The organism is Bacillus sp. JJ1609, assembly GCF_036967045.1.
Classification (GTDB): domain Bacteria; phylum Bacillota; class Bacilli; order Bacillales; family Cytobacillaceae; genus Mesobacillus.
The window spans coordinates 1-16,823 of the sequence record NZ_JBALSS010000052.1 but is presented as its reverse complement, the minus strand read 5'-3'; the positions used below and the strand labels follow the sequence as shown (position 1 = coordinate 16,823).

General features: G+C 41.3%; 14 protein-coding genes. 6 read left to right on the top strand and 8 right to left on the bottom strand.

The features are described 5' to 3' along the window. Positions 1–192: 192 nt before the first annotated feature. Positions 193–1,635: an esterase/lipase family protein gene (locus V7654_RS23690; RefSeq protein WP_335433358.1), complete on the bottom strand. Its 1,443-nt coding sequence runs from the start codon at positions 1,633–1,635 to the stop codon at positions 193–195. A gap of 184 nt (positions 1,636–1,819) precedes the next feature. Then, positions 1,820–2,815, bottom strand: coding sequence for an ABC transporter substrate-binding protein (locus tag V7654_RS23685; RefSeq protein WP_335433356.1), 996 nt, complete (start codon positions 2,813–2,815; stop codon positions 1,820–1,822). Between the two features lie 552 nt (positions 2,816–3,367). Between V7654_RS23685 and V7654_RS23680 the strand changes: the two genes are divergently transcribed. Further along, the gene (locus V7654_RS23680) at positions 3,368–4,441 is read left to right on the top strand and encodes a tetratricopeptide repeat-containing glycosyltransferase family 2 protein (RefSeq protein ID WP_438825345.1); all 1,074 of its coding nucleotides are present in this window, start codon (positions 3,368–3,370) and stop codon (positions 4,439–4,441) included. Between the two features lie 36 nt (positions 4,442–4,477). On the opposite strand, the gene V7654_RS23675 is transcribed toward V7654_RS23680, so the two are convergent. Then, the gene (locus V7654_RS23675; RefSeq protein ID WP_335433354.1) at positions 4,478–5,755 is read right to left on the bottom strand and encodes a nucleotide sugar dehydrogenase; all 1,278 of its coding nucleotides are present in this window, start codon (positions 5,753–5,755) and stop codon (positions 4,478–4,480) included. A 392-nt stretch (positions 5,756–6,147) separates the two neighbouring features. Here V7654_RS23675 and V7654_RS23670 point away from each other — a divergent pair, with 392 nt between their 5' ends. The 5 genes from V7654_RS23670 (at position 6,148) to galU (ending at position 10,955) form a co-directional block, all read left to right on the top strand. Beyond that, positions 6,148–7,137, top strand: coding sequence for a glycosyltransferase (locus V7654_RS23670; protein ID WP_335433353.1), 990 nt, complete (start codon positions 6,148–6,150; stop codon positions 7,135–7,137). Between the two features lie 162 nt (positions 7,138–7,299). Continuing rightward, a complete protein-coding gene (locus tag V7654_RS23665) occupies positions 7,300–7,776 on the top strand; it encodes an acyltransferase (RefSeq protein ID WP_335433352.1) in 477 nt (158 codons plus the stop codon). A 48-nt stretch (positions 7,777–7,824) separates the two neighbouring features. After that, positions 7,825–8,814, top strand: a complete 990-nt coding sequence (locus tag V7654_RS23660; RefSeq protein WP_335433351.1) for a Gfo/Idh/MocA family protein — start codon at positions 7,825–7,827, stop codon at positions 8,812–8,814. Further along, on the top strand, positions 8,811–9,911 hold the full coding sequence (locus V7654_RS23655; RefSeq protein ID WP_335433350.1) for a DegT/DnrJ/EryC1/StrS family aminotransferase: 1,101 nt from the start codon (positions 8,811–8,813) through the stop codon (positions 9,909–9,911). The genes V7654_RS23660 and V7654_RS23655 overlap by 4 nt, the downstream gene beginning before the upstream one ends. 156 nt (positions 9,912–10,067) lie before the next feature. Further along, positions 10,068–10,955, top strand: coding sequence for a UTP--glucose-1-phosphate uridylyltransferase GalU (galU, locus tag V7654_RS23650; RefSeq protein WP_335433348.1), 888 nt, complete (start codon positions 10,068–10,070; stop codon positions 10,953–10,955). Positions 10,956–11,071: 116 nt separating this feature from the next. Here the strand turns inward: galU and V7654_RS23645 are convergent, their stop codons facing one another. The 5 genes from V7654_RS23645 to V7654_RS23625 all read right to left on the bottom strand — a co-directional run. Continuing rightward, positions 11,072–12,043 carry a glycosyltransferase family protein gene (locus tag V7654_RS23645; protein ID WP_335433347.1) on the bottom strand — a complete coding sequence of 324 codons (972 nt, stop codon included), beginning with the start codon at positions 12,041–12,043 and terminating at the stop codon, positions 11,072–11,074. A gap of 130 nt (positions 12,044–12,173) precedes the next feature. Beyond that, on the bottom strand, positions 12,174–13,289 hold the full coding sequence (locus V7654_RS23640; RefSeq protein WP_335433345.1) for a glycosyltransferase: 1,116 nt from the start codon (positions 13,287–13,289) through the stop codon (positions 12,174–12,176). Between the two features lie 53 nt (positions 13,290–13,342). Next, positions 13,343–14,230: a GT-D fold domain-containing protein gene (locus V7654_RS23635; RefSeq protein WP_335433343.1), complete on the bottom strand. Its 888-nt coding sequence runs from the start codon at positions 14,228–14,230 to the stop codon at positions 13,343–13,345. Between the two features lie 147 nt (positions 14,231–14,377). Next, a complete protein-coding gene (locus tag V7654_RS23630) occupies positions 14,378–16,096 on the bottom strand; it encodes a glycosyltransferase family 4 protein (protein WP_335433341.1) in 1,719 nt (572 codons plus the stop codon). 186 nt (positions 16,097–16,282) lie between these two features. Continuing rightward, on the bottom strand, positions 16,283–16,823 hold a 541-nt coding region (locus V7654_RS23625; RefSeq protein ID WP_335433339.1), incomplete at its 5' end, for a hypothetical protein.

The following is a 16,823-nucleotide window of genomic DNA, read 5'->3' as shown; positions in this document are numbered from 1 at the left end:
TTTCTCTTTGAGTTGTTCTCGTACCGCCTCTCATAACAACTCGCCCGCCTTTTTTCTCTTTGAGTTGTTCTCGTACCCCTCACGACAACCACTAATTGAGATTTTTCCGGGCATAATTGTTCTCATAGCATACAAGTAAAATACTAACCTCAAAAAAGGCGGCTGCACATAAAGATGCAGCCGCCTTCCTCATTAACGATGGATATTCCCAAATTCATCTACATAAATAGATTCAATAATCGTCCGTTCAAATGGTTTTCCTTTTGCATCAATGCCGGTCACTTCCGTCGTCAGGTTGTAAACTCCTGCTTCGGTAAAATCTCCATCCGCAACGATTCCCGCTTTGGATCCTTTCCCTGCTTCCTTCAACTTTTTCTTGCCGTCTATATGATATTGAATCCAGTTTGTTTGATAGTTAGCTTTTAAGCTTTTATTTTTCGGACCCTTAAATAACTCTGCTCCTAATGGACTTTCGATTCTAACAGTATACAAATAGGCGGCGGCTGGCCCTGACACTGTCCATTTCCCCGCATCCGGCTGATCGATTTCAAACAGGTGAACCCAGGCACCTTTAAAAAATTCACTAGTATCCATCTCAATCCCGGCCACATTATATTCTTTTCCGTCCGGCCCTTTCAGTTTGAGTGACGACAAACGCTGGTCGCTCAGGAAAGCAAGCTTGAACCCATCCGCTCCGTCCTCAATCACGAAGCTGTCTTTGATACCCTTATCTCCCTTTCCGCCCCTGACAATCTGGTTCATATCAAGTCCACTCGAGACGCTTTCTACACTTGTATTAGCGGCAGTGACGGCCGGCTGGGTTGCCATAGTATAAGATTTGAAAACTGAAAAAGTATAGGAACCTTCTCGAATCATCGTATGGTTCCAGGCTCCTTCCCGGACAATTGTGCCACCAGGAACACGGGAGCTAGTGATGGTGACAACTCCATCATTAGCGCCATAGCTGCTCAAATACAGTCCGCCCCAATAAGTTGCACTGCCAAAAGAGCCCCATTTCGTCCCGCCCAATGTATAGTACAGGTTCAGCTTGGCATTGGCATGCGGGTCCGTGATACTGCGGAAGTACTTCATATTCCCAGTCTGGAGGGAACGGGTTGCGTCATTATTGTTTCCAAGCAAAGCCGCAAGCCACCAGGCTGTGCTGCTGTGGGCAAGGTCGGACAGCTGTGTGCCATGATGCGGCGATGAAAGTGTAATGACATTCGAAACATATGGATAAGCACCGTAGTGGACAAGTGCTGTTTGCGCGTCAACTCCACCCTTACTGTATCCAACGACAACAAGCTTCTTCTGGCCAAAATAGTCATAGATCACCTTCAGTTTTTGTGCGAGCAGCGCTCCATTCTCCCACATATCACGATCAGCGTAGAGATCGATGAACGCAGTCTGGTAGCCGTTCGCGAGTGCCGTTTCATACATATCATTGCCTTCCCACCAAACAGAAGCTGAGTTATTATAACCATGAACAAAGACAATTGGTGACTTTGCGGGATCAATCCAACTAGGATCAGCTCCCACATACCACGTTCCAGGTACACCCGAGGAACCCCCGCCCAAATCACCAGCCCTGGCAGCAGCCGGTACCATCAACAATAAAACTAGAATGAAAGACATGATTCTCCTACTCCTTCGCAACACCATTCCCCCTTTAAAATAGATAGCCATCTTTTTAAGCTATTAATTTGCACTAAATAAAAGAAGGGGAATTTGGTTTAATTAGATTGGGAAATTAGTAGAAACAAATGTCTGAATCCTGATACAAAAATAACCCGCCAAAAATATCGGCAGGTTATAGGCCTTACTCTCCAACAATCTTAGCGTCCTTCAGCATGTCCTCGGTTAAGGTGACCCCTTCCTCCTCAGCCGCTTTCTTATTGACAATCAGCTCAAGGTTTTCCGGGAAGCCGACAGGCATGTCGCTAGGCTTTTTGCCTTTAAGGATTTCCACGGCCATTTTTCCGGTTGTGTAGCCAAGGTCATGGTAATCGAAGCCATACGATGCGAACGTTCCGCGTTTTACTGAATCGCCTTCACCAACAAATGTTGGGATATCTTTGTCATTCGCTACGGTGATAACGGACTCAAGGGCGGCAACAACCGTGTTGTCCTTTGGAATGTACAACACATCCACACGACCAACCATCGACTCGGCAGCCTGCTTCACTTCAGAGCTGGTGGAGATCGTCGTTTCCACAGCTTCAAGTCCTGCTGCTTCCAATGCCTCTTTCGCATGTTTAACATTCACAACAGAGTTTGGTTCACCATTGTTATAAATAATGCCCACCTTTTTTGCATCAGGAATAAACTTTTTAATCGCTTCAATCGTATTCTTTATCGCATCCGGATGCGTATCGGATGTTCCCGTCGCATTGCCTCCCGGCTTATCAAGACTCTGGACAAGCTCAGCTCCGACAGGGTCCGTAATCGCCGTGAACAAAATTGGAATATCCTTCGTCGCCTGGACAACCGCTTGGGCACTTGGCGTCGCGATCGCTAAAATAAGATCATTCTTGTCCGATACGAGCTTTTGCGCAATTGACATATTGTTGTTCATATCGCCCTGCGCATTCTGGTAATCAAGCTTCAGGTTCTTGCCATCTTCATAGCCCGCATCCTTAAGGGCCTCAATGAACCCCTCTCTCGCAGCATCAAGAGACGGATGTTCAACGATCTGTGTAATCCCAATCTTAACTGTTTTCTCCTTCTCCCCGCTTGCTTTATCACTTCCACCGCCGCCGCAGGCTGCTAGTAGCAGCATCGCTCCGCTCAATAAAACCGCCAAACTCTTTTTCATCCTTCATCCCCCTAAGCCTGTCCTATATTTTCGTTTTACTTTTTATAATATTCTGATAATAACACGCTATATATGAATGGGCAACAAAAATTAGCATCAGGTACTAAATTCTTTTTCATGAAACCTTCCCTTAATAAAAAAGTTTCCCCCTTTTTGCAGACGCCCCTACAAAAAAGAAGAAATAATTAATTACAGAAAAAAACTTGGTGACAAACGAGTGCTTGCCATCAAAACCGATGCTTTTTAGGATGTTGCCTCCCTGGAGATAAAAAACGGAGACACAATCAGAGTGCATATCCATAAGGTCTTTGTTATATTCAAACAATCTGATCATTTAGAGCCCTTCCTGTCACGGTGGTCTGTTATCCATACTATTCTATGCACATGACTAAAAGATGGGACTGGGTATAACAAATATAGTCAAACAACCATCCAGCAATAACGACCGAACCACTGCCTTTTCATATGAAAGTTTCACATTTTTGTCCTGTTACATAAGATGGTGAGAAATCTTTTATAGGAGGTATCTCAGTGCCTACCATCAGTCTTTGCATGATTGTGAAAAATGAAGAGGAAGTTTTGGCCAACTGTCTTCAAAGTGTCCAGAACATCTGTGATGAAATCGTGGTTGTAGATACAGGCTCAACGGATAAAACAAAAGAAATTGCCAAACAGTTTACAGATAAAGTCTTGGACTTTAAATGGATTGATGATTTTTCCGCGGCCCGCAATTTTGCCTTCAGCAATGCCACCATGGACTATATCCTTTGGCTTGATGCGGATGATGTTTTCCTGCCTGCAGACCAGCAAAAGTTTCAAAAGCTTAAAGCATCCCTGGATGAAAATGTGGATGCTGTGTCGATGGTTTATGTCATTGCCAGAGATGAATTTGGGAATTCTTCCTTCCATTACAGAAGAAATCGCCTGGTAAAACGGAGCAGGAATTTTAAATGGGTCGGTCCAGTTCATGAATATCTTGATGTCAGCGGCAAAATCATCTCTTCAGATATTTCGGTGGAACATAAGAAGGATGAGAAAAACTCCACCGGCAATACGTCTGACAGGAATTTAAGAATCTATGAAAACCGCATCAAAAAAGGCGAGGATTTTTCCCCAAGAGACTTATACTATTATGCCAATGAACTGCGTGACCATAAGCAATATGAAAAAGCGATCATATACTATCATGAATTCCTTGGAGGCAAAAAAGGATGGGTAGAGGACAACATAAGGGCTTGCCTTTATTTGGCTGATTGCCATGCAAGGCTCGGTGAACTGGATGAGGAAATGGAAGCACTTTTAAAAAGCCTGACCTATGATGCTCCGCGTCCAGAACCATGCTGCCGCCTAGGAGATCGCTTCAAAGCTAAAAAGGACTATCAGACAGCCGTATTCTGGTATACGACGGCCTCACAAATGAAAAAAGATACAGCTGGCTTCCAGAACGAGGCCTATTCCACCTGGTATCCCCAGCTACAGCTATGCGTATGCCATTGGGAATTGGGCAATGTCGAAAAATCGATTGAGCATAATAATGTGGCGAAGAAATACCGGCCAACTGACAAGCAGGTTTTGTTTAATGAGAAATTTTTTAATGACTTCATGAAAAATAAAGGCAAAAAATAAGAGGGACACCAGCTGGTTCCCTCTTTTGCTTTCTCATTATTTAATTCCGATGCCAATATACTCCATGCCCAACTTTTCAATCTCGCTTTTATTCAACACATTTCTTCCGTCTAAAACAAGGCTGCAATTTTTAAATGCCGAAAAGTCAATGCTCTTGTATTCATCATGATAGGCCTGAAGAATGATGGCATCTATTTTTTCATTATACTGGCTGAAGAAAGGCGTTACCCCATATTTAGAAATCTCATCTGCTTCAAATAAAGGGTCATCCACATACACCCTTGCCTTTTTATCTTTCAATTCTTCTATAAGTAAAAGCGTCGATGATTTTGTTGGTTCTTTCACATTTCCCCTGAACGATAATCCTAATATTAAAATGGTTTTATCCTTTAATGATCCCATTTTTTCCTCTGCCAATCCAACTGCATATTTAGCCATATCATCATTTATCTGTCTCGATAAGGTGGTCAGGCCTTCATCCAGGCCGTTATTTATAAAGAAATAGGGATAAACGGGAATACAGTGTCCCCCTACGCCGATACCCGGCAGATGAATATTGGAGTATGGTTCGCTGTTCGCTGCCTTAATGACCTCCATGATGTTAACATCCAGCTTGTTTGCATAGATGGCAAGTTCATTGGCAAGTGCAATATTAACATCCCTGTAAACACACTCGGCAACCTTCGTGAATTCCGCTGCCTCCAGGCTGCTTACCTGCAATATATCGCAGTTTAACCCTTTTCTATAGAAATCTGACGCTACATCAAGACTTTGTTGGTTATAGCCGCTTACCACCTTTGGATAGGATGACAAGTCTTTAATAATTCTGTTGGAATACACTCGTTCAGGACTGTAGGATAAAAAGAAATCCACACCCATCGTTAAGCCTGAAATACTTTCAATTGCCCGTCCAAACCTGTTCCTCGTGTCGCCAGCTGGTAAAGTTGTTTCAAAGCTTACCAGGGTTCCTTTTTTTATACCCTTGCCTATTTCCTCTACCGCAGAATCAATATATTGATAGTTTATTTTACCGTTTCCTTTTGTTAAAACAGGTACAATAACGACCACGATCTCGGATTTACTTACCGCTTCTGCAGTGTTCACAGTAGCTTCCAAAGTTTTAGACTGATAGGCCTTCGCAACCAGTTCATTCAAACCTGGCTCATTATCCACATGAGAGATGCCCTGATTCACTTTATCCACTACATTCTTATTGATATCTGCCCCAAACACATGGAAATGCCCGCAATTCGCAAAAATAGCCGCGAGCGGCAATCCAATCTTACCCAACCCTACAACGGTAACATTCTTCATGCAATCAATCCTTTCATTGCCTACATAGGTAAATGTTTTTTCCGAAACACCCTCAGTTATTTTATGTACATAAGTCTCCGTTGTGTAAGGCTCTTCTCATAAACTTTGTTGATTCTGCACCCAAAAGTACTAAATCAGCTTCATAATTTTTACGAATTGTAATCAATTCACCATTTTCCAAGGCTATGTTCATTATTCTTCTACGCTGAAAGCAAGCGCCTGAAGCGGAAATCAACAGTTAAAGTTTCGGTAAGCCAGACGTGTGCAACCCGGGAAAACAGAGCTAATTATTAAAAGGGGCTTCCATATTGGCTATTAATCTAAGCAGTATTTTCATTGACTGAATATGATGGAAGGATAGTAGTTTCATCAGTAAGATTTGAGGTGATTTCTTGGAAAAAAAGCTAAAGATTTTAATTCTGATCAAATCATTCAACAAGTCATTGCCAAAGCATGAGCCTAAGTTTGATACGATCAAAGCAATCGAAAAATTTGCGGAAGTTCGGTATTGGCATAAAAACGGTGAAATTAATTCAATCTTAGATAGAATGAAATTCACACCAGATTTCATCCTTCATTATGACAACGCATGGAGCAGCAGCCTGTCACCTATGATAAAAGGTTTGGGTACCATTAAGATCCCAAAAGGCTGTATCGTAATTGATATCCATTACAGTCCTGCCCAAAGGAGAAAGTACATCAATAATAATAAAATCGATTTAATCTTTTCTGTAACGAAGTCCCCGTTTTTAAAAACCTTTCCACAATATAAGGATAAGTTCCGCTGGTTCCCGTTTGCCATCAATCCAGAGGTTTTTAAAGATTGGAATATCGAGAAAGATATCAATTTCCTGCTGATGGGACAGGTTTTTGACAGGGAACGCAAGAGCGCGAATAAGACGCAGACCCCTGCGGGAAAGTATCCATTTAGAGAAGAAGTTTTAGTGAAAATGAGAAAGGAAGAGGGATTCTTATTCCATCAGCATCCGGGCCATCATGCAAAACAATCTGCAAAAAATGCCTTTCTTAATGTGAAATACGCGAAAGAACTTAATAGAGCAAAGATGTTCTTTACGTGTGGATCAAAGTATCATTATCCCGTATTGAAATACTTTGAGGGTCCGGCATGCAGATCCTTGCTCCTTGCTAAGCCTGTTCCAGACCTTTTGGAACTGGGATTCATCGATGGCGAGAATTTTATCGCTTGTAATGAATCCAATTTTCATGAGAAAGCAATGTACTATCTGGAAAATGAGGCTGAACGAACAAGAATTACCGATAACGGTTACCAGTTTATCCATTCCCATCATACAAACGATGTGAGGGCACAGCAATTCGTAAAGCATGTGGAGGAATATTTAGCTGAACACAGCACACCATGACAAATCCGCCTGGTTATTATTCCAGCGGATTTTTTTATTTGTAGGCTGTTTCCCCATGCACTTCTTTTTTCAAAAACATATACCATAAAGAGACTTATTGTAAGCCAATTATCGTTTTTTACTCCCGGCTTCCTTACAAAATGAGAGATTTGGGTGTGTATGATGGAAAGTAAAAGTAACTTAACAAACGTAAAACTGGGCGAAAACGTCAAGGTATATGACTTTGTCAATGCCTATGGATGCGAAATTGGAGATGGCACGAAAATAGGAGCATTTGTTGAAATTCAAAAAGGTGTAAAAATCGGGAGAAACTGCAAAATATCCAGTCACTCATTTCTTTGTGAAGGAGTGCATATATCCGACGGCGTTTTTATCGGACATGGTGTGATGTTTACGAACGATTTGTTTCCGCGGGCTGTCAATCCAGATGGCACGCTGCAAACCGAAGCCGAATGGAACTTAATAGAAACATTTGTCGAAGAACGGGCTTCAATTGGATCAGGAAGCACCATCCTGCCTGGTATCACGATTGGAAAAGGTTCCTTGGTTGGGGCTGGCAGTGTCGTTACACAGAATGTTCCTAAAAATTCAATCGTTGCTGGAAACCCCGCAAAGGTAATCCGCTACATCGAGGAATGAATCACGTCTTTTTTTGCCAAATGAAATTTCTATTAGGAGGACTGATGAATGTTACGAGCAGGAGTCATTGGCTGCGGCTACTGGGGACCTAATATAATCCGTAATCTAGATGCTTTGCCAGAAGTTGACCTTATCTACATCGCTGATTTGAACCTGGATCAGTTAAAAAAACAGCAAACTTTATACCCTCACATTAAAATCACCACTAACTATCAGGATATTATCCAAGACCCCTCAATTGACATCGTACTAATTGTCACGCCAGTAAATACCCACTATCATTTTGCCAAAGAAGCTCTCGCAAATGGCAAGCACGTTTTTGTTGAAAAACCTTTGACCAATTCCGTTCAGAGTTCTGCGGAACTATGTAAACTCGCTGAATCCAAAAATCTGACAATTATGGTTGGCCACACATTCGTTTACACGAGTGCTGTACGCAAAATGAAGGAAATTCTTGATTCAGGAGAACTCGGAAAGATCCAATATATTTCCTCTCAGCGTTTAAATATGGGCTTATATCAAAAGGATATAAACGTTTTATGGGACTTAGCACCACATGACTTATCCATCGTTGACTATCTAATCAATGGACAAATAACAAAGGTGGAGGCATTTGGGCAGCGAGATATCAACCCAGAGCTGGAGGATACGGCTTATCTCAATCTAACCTATTCAACTGGCGAGAAGGTCTACATTATGAATAGCTGGCTATATCCCGAGAAAGTCCGGAAAATGGCGGTCATCGGTACTAAAGGGATGATGATTTATGACGACATGGAACCCGAGAAAAAAATTAAGGTTTTTTTAAAGCATGTTGATTGCTCACAGGATGATCATGGAGCTGTTTCCTATCATTACGTGAATGAAAAACAATATACACCCGAACTTGTTTTAAAAGAAGCCTTACATGTTGAGCTTTCTCATTTCGCTGATTGTGTATTGAATAAAAAGGAGCCACTGAGCTGCGGAAATAAAGGTTTGAACGTTGTAAAAGTACTTGAGGAAAGTGATTTATTATTAAGGGGAAATAGAGAATGACGATACCATTTTTAGATTTGAAGGCTCAATATAAAAGCATCAAAGGGGAAGTAAAGGAAGCAGTAGAACAGATCTTTGAAAATTGTTCCTTCGTTGGCGGCAAAGAGGTCGAAACCTTCGAAAAAAACTTTGCGGATTACTGCCATACTTCTTACTGTGTTGGTGTCGGGAATGGGACTGATGCATTATGGCTTACCCTAAAGGCAATGGATATTGGTCCTGGTGATGAAGTGATTGTCCCTGCGAATACGTTCATTGCCACCGCAGAAGCAATTTCCGCAGTTGGGGCGCAGCCAGTATTCGTCGATCATGACAAAGATACCTATACAATCAATACCGGAGAAATTTCAGCTAGAATTTCAGAAAATACAAAAGCAATCATTGCTGTTCATTTATATGGACAGCCTGCTGATATGGATCCAATTTTGGAAATCGCAGCTCAACACGGCATCAAAGTGATCGAAGATGCTGCTCAAGCACACGGCGCTGAGTATAAAGGTCGCAGGATCGGCTCGATCGGGGATGCGGCATGCTTCAGCTTTTATCCGGGCAAGAATCTGGGTGCATATGGAGATGGCGGTGCAGTTGTGACGAATGACCAAAAACTCGCAGACCAGGTACGCCTGCTTAGCCAGCATGGCAGCAAAGTGAAGTACTCTCACGAAATTGCCGGTTATAACAGCAGATTAGATGGAATTCAAGCAGCCATTCTAAATGTGAAGATGAACTATATCGAGCAATGGACAGAAGCTAGAAGGAAAAATGCCTCTTTTTACAGAGAACTGCTGAAAGATACAAATATGATTCTCCCAACTGAAAAAGAAGATGTGAGACACGTATACCATCTATTCGTTGTTCGCGTTAAGGATCGTGATACCGTGCAAAAGCAATTGCTCGAGCGTGGCATTCAAACAGGCATCCATTATCCCACACCTATCCACCTCACCGAAGCCTATAAAGGACTTGAAATTCCAGCAGGTACATTCCCAATCAGCGAAGAATATGCCAGCGACCTATTGTCACTCCCAATGTTCGCAGAGCTAACAAAGAAACAGATCAAGGAAATATGCAAGGCTTTGAAGGAAATTGTCAGCTAACGTAAATCCCTCCCTTCTTTTTCTATTCTCAAAAATGCAATGAATTTGCTGCTCCCTTAGCTCAATTGAGAAATCATCCAATTTTCTCGCACAGAATCACATATAAGGTCGTTCATCTGTATAATGTACAAACCAATTTATTTGGAGGAAAGGCTATTGAAAAAAGTACGCAAAGCCATCATTCCCGCTGCAGGATTAGGCACTAGATTTCTTCCGGCGACTAAAGCGATGCCAAAGGAAATGCTTCCGATTGTCGATAAGCCTACTATTGAATATATTGTGGAAGAAGCCGTTGCGTCAGGAATTGAGGACATCATCATTGTAACTGGCAAAGGAAAAAGAGCCATTGAAGACCATTTTGATGTAGCACATGAACTGGAGCGGCACCTTTTCGAAAAAGAAAAAATGGATTTGTTGGAACGGGTTCAGCATCCCTCTAAGTTAGCGGACATTCATTATATCCGCCAGAAGGAACCAAAGGGATTAGGACATGCCGTTTGGTGCGCAAGAAATTTCATTGGCGATGAACCGTTCGCTGTTCTGCTCGGAGATGATATCGTTCAAAGCGATCCGCCTTGTCTAAAGCAGCTGATCACGCAGTATGAAGAAACGCACTCAAGCATTATCGGCGTGAAAAAAGTGCCGGATGACGAGACCCATCGCTATGGCATCATTGATCCTGCAGGTCAAGACGGGAGAAGATATCAAGTCAATCATTTTGTCGAGAAGCCTCCTTTGGGGACTGCACCTTCAAACCTGGCGATCATCGGCCGATACATCTTAAACCCTGAAATTTTCAGATTCCTGGAACAGCAGAAAATTGGTGCAGGCGGCGAGGTCCAGTTAACAGACGCAATACAGCAATTGAATCAAATCCAGAGGGTGTTCGCTTACGAATTCGAGGGCAAGCGATATGACGTTGGTGAAAAACTGGGCTTTGTCCAGACAACGATCGACTTTGCCCTTCAGCGCGAGGACCTGAAGGATGACGTAATTGCTTATCTGGAAAAGGTTTTGAAGGATATAAAGAATTTGAAGGATTAATGGATAAATAAGCAGGGTGTCCCAAAAGTATCTTAGGACACCCTTTTATATTGACTCTATTAAACACATAGCTGTGTAAAATTTGTCTGTTGATCCCCGCCTCACAATAGGAAGAATTACCTCTTTTGCCCCTCTAAAAACTCCTCGATATAATGAACTAACTGCTGAGCCCTTGCCTCATTCGTATGAAAGTCATGAATAAATTCATAGCCGCGATCCGTAATAAGCTGCCTCTCGCTCTCATTTTTCAAAAAATAGACAGCCTTCTCATAGAAATTGGATTGTTCACACGCAACGAAATGCTCGCCATCCACAAAACCAAGTTCGGTAATGTCTTGGACTGGTTCTGCAAGCAGCAGTGTCCTGCACGCTAGAGCTTCGAAATATTTTAAAACTGGATATTTATAGACACCCCCGCAAGTGAAAAATATCTTGGACCTGTTTAATTCCTGGGCATATTTTTCATTTAATATGGCAGTTGGAGGGGCATCGTGCCCAGGATGAGAATGATAGACAAATCCATCAACATCCTTCATTTTCTTTAAAACTTCCTCCCTGAAGGGATATCTCCCTTTTGGGGTATTCGTGTTATTCGTCCCATCAGGATCATATACTTGACCCATCAATAAGTAATCTATGTCTTTTTCTAACTGCCAATCTTTGAAAATCTCAGGATTAATAGAAAATGGCCACCATCTGAATTTATCCTGGCATTCAGGAAATGTTTTCAAAAATGGGGACTTGGTGAGTGAAAAAATCATATCGATATTCGCATCCTTAAAATATTGCCTTCTTACATATGGAAAGTAATGAATATCAATAACAACACAACCTTTAGGAATATCAATCTGATTAAGACCGCTGACAATCGGAGAAAAGGCATACCCCCATGCAACATCATATTGAAGAATGAAATCGGGTTTGAAATCGATTTTCTTTAATATATCCTTGATGTTTCCGTCCCTGTGCCAATATCTGACCTCTGCAAAGTTTTCTAAAGCCGTAATGGTTTCATATTTCGGCTTATGCTTCGGGAATTTGGTCCAAAATGGCTTTATCAGCAATAAGATTTTGAGCTTATCTTTCAATCCATACAACTCCTTTGATTGCCGGAAATTTCAGAAGAACTATTTCAAATCTAGCTTTTTTAGCATTGATGTTGCATTTCGAATAAATACTAGCTTTGAATATAGAAGAACCCCCTACTTTATCGGGGGCCTATTTATATTTATTCATCTGTTTATCGAGGACATTGAGCCCTTTTATCATGCCAATAGCTTTAAGGTTCTGAACCGGGGAATGATACATGGGATATATTTCTAACGCTTTAATAAAGTGTGAGTAGGCCTCATTATATTTCTTCAAGAACAATAAGGCTTCCCCTAAATAATTTTCCTCTAAATGGTTCCGGTTTTCTATTTTGCTGAAGTGTTTAACCGCCCGTTGATAGTCTCTTTCGATGAGTCCTTTCATTCCCTCATAAAAAACACGGTCCCTGTCACTTTTAATCAATGGAATTGCCCTGTTAAAAAGTATGAAAGCTTCATTCATCATCCACCTTCTTGACAGACCAATCCCTGCAATTAGTTTTGCAGCGAATAGATTGTGACCAGACCCGTCTGGACTCCAATTTGCTTCCGGAATGTTCCTCAGGTCCTCGTCAGTGATGTTCAATTTTACATGACGTGATAACACATCATAGTTTTTCTGATTGGTCACATTGGTCTGATGCCTTCGATATAAATACAGAGGCTCAGGGATATGATAGGACAGACTGTCACTCTTTAATGCCTTTAAAATGAAATCCGTATCTGATCCCACCTTTATTGTAGGGTCATACATGATCTCATTTTTTAATGCTTCCCTTTTAAAAACCATTGTTGGATTGTTGAATGGGGTTCCGACATTTAGGAAGAATGAATACAGATTTTCCGGTAAAATGTTGGCAGACTGCCAGTAGCCAAAAGGCGATCCATTTTCAGTAATCAGGAGCATATCAGCATGCACAAATCCCATATCACTGATATTAAGAACTCTCAGGGACGATTCAAACCGGTGCGGCAAGGATATGTCATCCGCTCCATGAAAGGTAATGAAATCTCCTTCAGCCTCTGATAAACCCTTGTTGAAGGCTTCTGCCACTCCCTTATTTTCTTGTTTAAAATACTTGATCCGCTTATCATTGAAGCTAAGGATTACCTCTTCGCTGTTGTCAGTAGAACCATCGTTAACAATAACCAGTTCCAGCTCTTTTTCCGTTTGGTTTAATAGACTGCTAATGGTTGCTTTAAGGAATTTCCCCCCGTTGTAAACTGGTAATATGACACTAATCATAAAAACACCTCATAGTACGTGTTAGCTAAAACTTCATTCATATAAAGAAACCTTTATTTAGTCCTGATCACCCTTCGGCCTGAGAGATACCAGTCGAGCAAATGGCCAAAATCAATGGCCACCTTATCCCTCTTCGCCATTTCTACACAAAGGATGTTAGCCGCTACTCCAGCAGAAACGAAGGCAACGTCATACTCATATCCATCCACTTCCTCCATCACTTTTTCGACAGAATCAAATCCAGGAACCATGATCGTGCCCACAATGGAGTTATAACCCTTTTTGTTGAAGAATTCCTTTCCATCTACTGAGCGGTTGCCAACCAGCAATACTCTGTTATTCTCTAAAACGTTATGGAAAAAAGTTGTTTCTTGATTGATCTGATAGTTGATCAGCGAAGTAGATAGTTTCATTGTTTTCAAGGGAAGAGCATATTTTACTGCTACTTGATTGAACATTCTCTGATAGACCGGATATCTCGCTTCTGGCAAACCGACAACATCTGCCTCTAGCAGGTTCTTAGCCAATAACTCTCTTTTTTCATGATTCGGGACTCTAAACCCGCCCATTCCCTTTAGACGTCTGTTCGCATTTATTTCTTCTGAAGAAACCAAAATGTCATGTGCTAATGCGAGAATTTCGCCATCACCGAGCCGGATCACACTGAACCCTTTCTTTTCAGACAATGCCTGATTCAGCTGCTTTTCTACTTCACTAGCTGTAAGTAAATGAATCAGCTCCTTTGAAAGACTCTTGATGCCTTCCTCGATGATGTCTTCAAGATTAAAGGGCAGATATTGGTTTTTCAATAACTTCCCTTTAACAATAGCCTCTCCGCCTCTATAAATAGCCTCTGAAGCCATTGAAGCCTTATCCCATGGACCCGGATATCCAAGTCTGATTAAATAATCCCATTGCTCCTGGGAAAATGAATAGCTCAATCGAAAAACTCCTTTAGCTAAAAGATTATATGTCTCCAAAAAAAGAGCCCTTATTTTAATAAGTTCTTTTTAGGTATATTCATTTATAGAGAAGAAGTGTTTGTTTACTTTTATAACGGTTTTTCCGATTCTGTTTAAACCGCAATTTCAGGAATGATCGAAATGAACCTGCACTTCAAAGAAAAATTCAGGGCAGGACGCAGCATCCCCTAGCAGCTTAACTGTTTCTATAGAATTGGATTTAACCTTCGCATCATCATGAATGAGTGCATTCAGCAGATAAAAATCAGTGTTATGAGGGAATTGTTTAATAAACTCCTTTACTTGTTTCTTCGCCTGCTGTTTCCTTTGCAGCCTTAATAGGGTGAGAATAATCCAGCGGCCTGACAGTGCTTTCTCATTTTGATTTTCTTGATGCTCATAAAAATACTGAAATTCAGCTAATGCTTTTTCGTAGTCCTTTAATAGAAATGTGCTGTATCCTGGCAGACTAAAAAGCTGGAGTCTATTAAAGGGCTGCAAAGGACAGAAGCATTGCTCCGTTTTTCCTTCATCGTGATTTTTTCGATGGGCAATCACTTCCCATCTGGCTATTGGAGGCGCTTTTTCAACAGTGTAAACCACAGGTGCTTTAACAATGTCTGCCTCGGTAACTTGCAGGTATCTTGTCAGTTTCTCGAAATCTCCCTCTTCAAGAAACTGCTCAGCTTTTACAGTTAAATCCCAGTCACTAAGCTCATTTTGGCCCTGAACCTTATACGAAGACACTTCTTTATAAAAAAGCAACAATTCCTTTATACTTGATTCCCAATTATATTTCTGGGCTGTCATCAGACCTTTGTTCCTTAATTTGTTCTGAAGATCCTCACTTGATAATACACAGGTTATCTTCTCTGCCATATCATCAGGATTTTTCATTTGGCATATGAATGCATTCTCCTGGTCCACTGCATATTCGAGTACTCCGGTGTTATTTGTGGTAACAACCGGGCAGCCGCATGCCATAGCCTCTAATGTCGGAAGCGAAAAGCTTTCGTAGGTTGATCCGCAAATAAATAATGATGCTCCCCGATAAAGGCTGCTGATCTTTTGCTGGGATGGACTAACGAATACCTTTGCCACCTTCTCTTTCATTGCTATAGAAGGCTGCTCTGGGGTAATCCAATACAAATCCATATCAAAGTCTTTTTTGATTTTTTCATAAGCTGAAATGATATCGGAAATACCTTTGAACTTTGCTGATTCAGCTCCCACCATCAGCAAGTAAGGCTTTTCTCCAATTTCTTTATCTCCTTTTATTGTAAAAACACCTTCATCTACCGCATTAGGAAAAACTCTGGCGTCCCTGCCATATATCTTGGTGATCTGCTTCGATGCCTGATTGGATACAGTAAAAATAAAAGGAGGAATCTCCATTTGTTTCTGAATGAAACCCTTAAGCGAACGGTTCATTGAGTCATAGTCAAACAAATGAAAATCACCCTGCTCAAAATAAACAACAGGTGCGATGCCTGTTTCGATACAAGCCTGAATATGGTCCCAATAAGTAGCAACGATCACGTCACAAATCGGAATCCCTTTCGCCAGCTCAAGACCAAAAGGAACTTGAACATATTCTGACTCAATTGGAAACCAGGATGGCTTTGGATAATGAGAGACCAACGTTACTTTAGCTCCTGCTTTGGTCAGTTTATTTGCGTGTTCGAGTATGACTTTTACTCCTCCAGAAACTCCGACATGGGTCATTGCATAGACAATATGCACTCGCTCAAAGTTTTTTGGTGACTGTGTTAAAAGTTGTGTCTTCGCTGCTGGAAGACGTGCCAATCGCTTATCAAATTCATTTGTCCTCAGCTTTTGTATCATCTTTCCACCCGCAATTCATTAATTTCCAAATTCGTTCCTTCTATAATATGGAATGAAAATTTATTAGTGCAATTTTATAAATAGAGCATTCATATTACAAAAATGCATAAAAAAAGCCCCTCAGATACCCACTAAGGAGTATTTGAAAGGCTTTATAGCCATAGATCCTAAAACCAATCTTCAAGGTTACTGCGGGTCAGCAAATTCAATGTCGCACGTTGAAATTGCAGTATCTGTTGTAATATTTTGCCCTGTTTGTTGGCCCACGAATACTATTCCTACTGCTTTAGAATTGATTCGTCTATTTCCTGTCGCATTACCACCTGCTGAAATATTATAGGTAGTGCCAACTATTAAGGCGTTTCTAATCTCCTCTTCACAGTCATCTTCACAACTAACATCTCCAGGTTCCGGTAATATCAGTGGAGTGATCCCTAATGTTTCGAAATTAGTATTTGGTGTCCGAATCCATGCAATCTTACAAATACTAATAATAGTTCCATCATCTAATACGACAATGCCTTCACCAACTTGCGATACATTCGTTAGCTGCCCAGTTACATTTCCGCCATTTTCAGTATTTATATTAACGTTGACTGTTCCTGTAGCCCCTGCTATTTGTAAAAGAACATTTCTAATTTGTTCTGTACAAGTACATTCCAGAACATCACATTCACAAATACCTGTCGGTCCTGTTGGCCCTTGTAATCCCGTTGGTCCTGTTGGT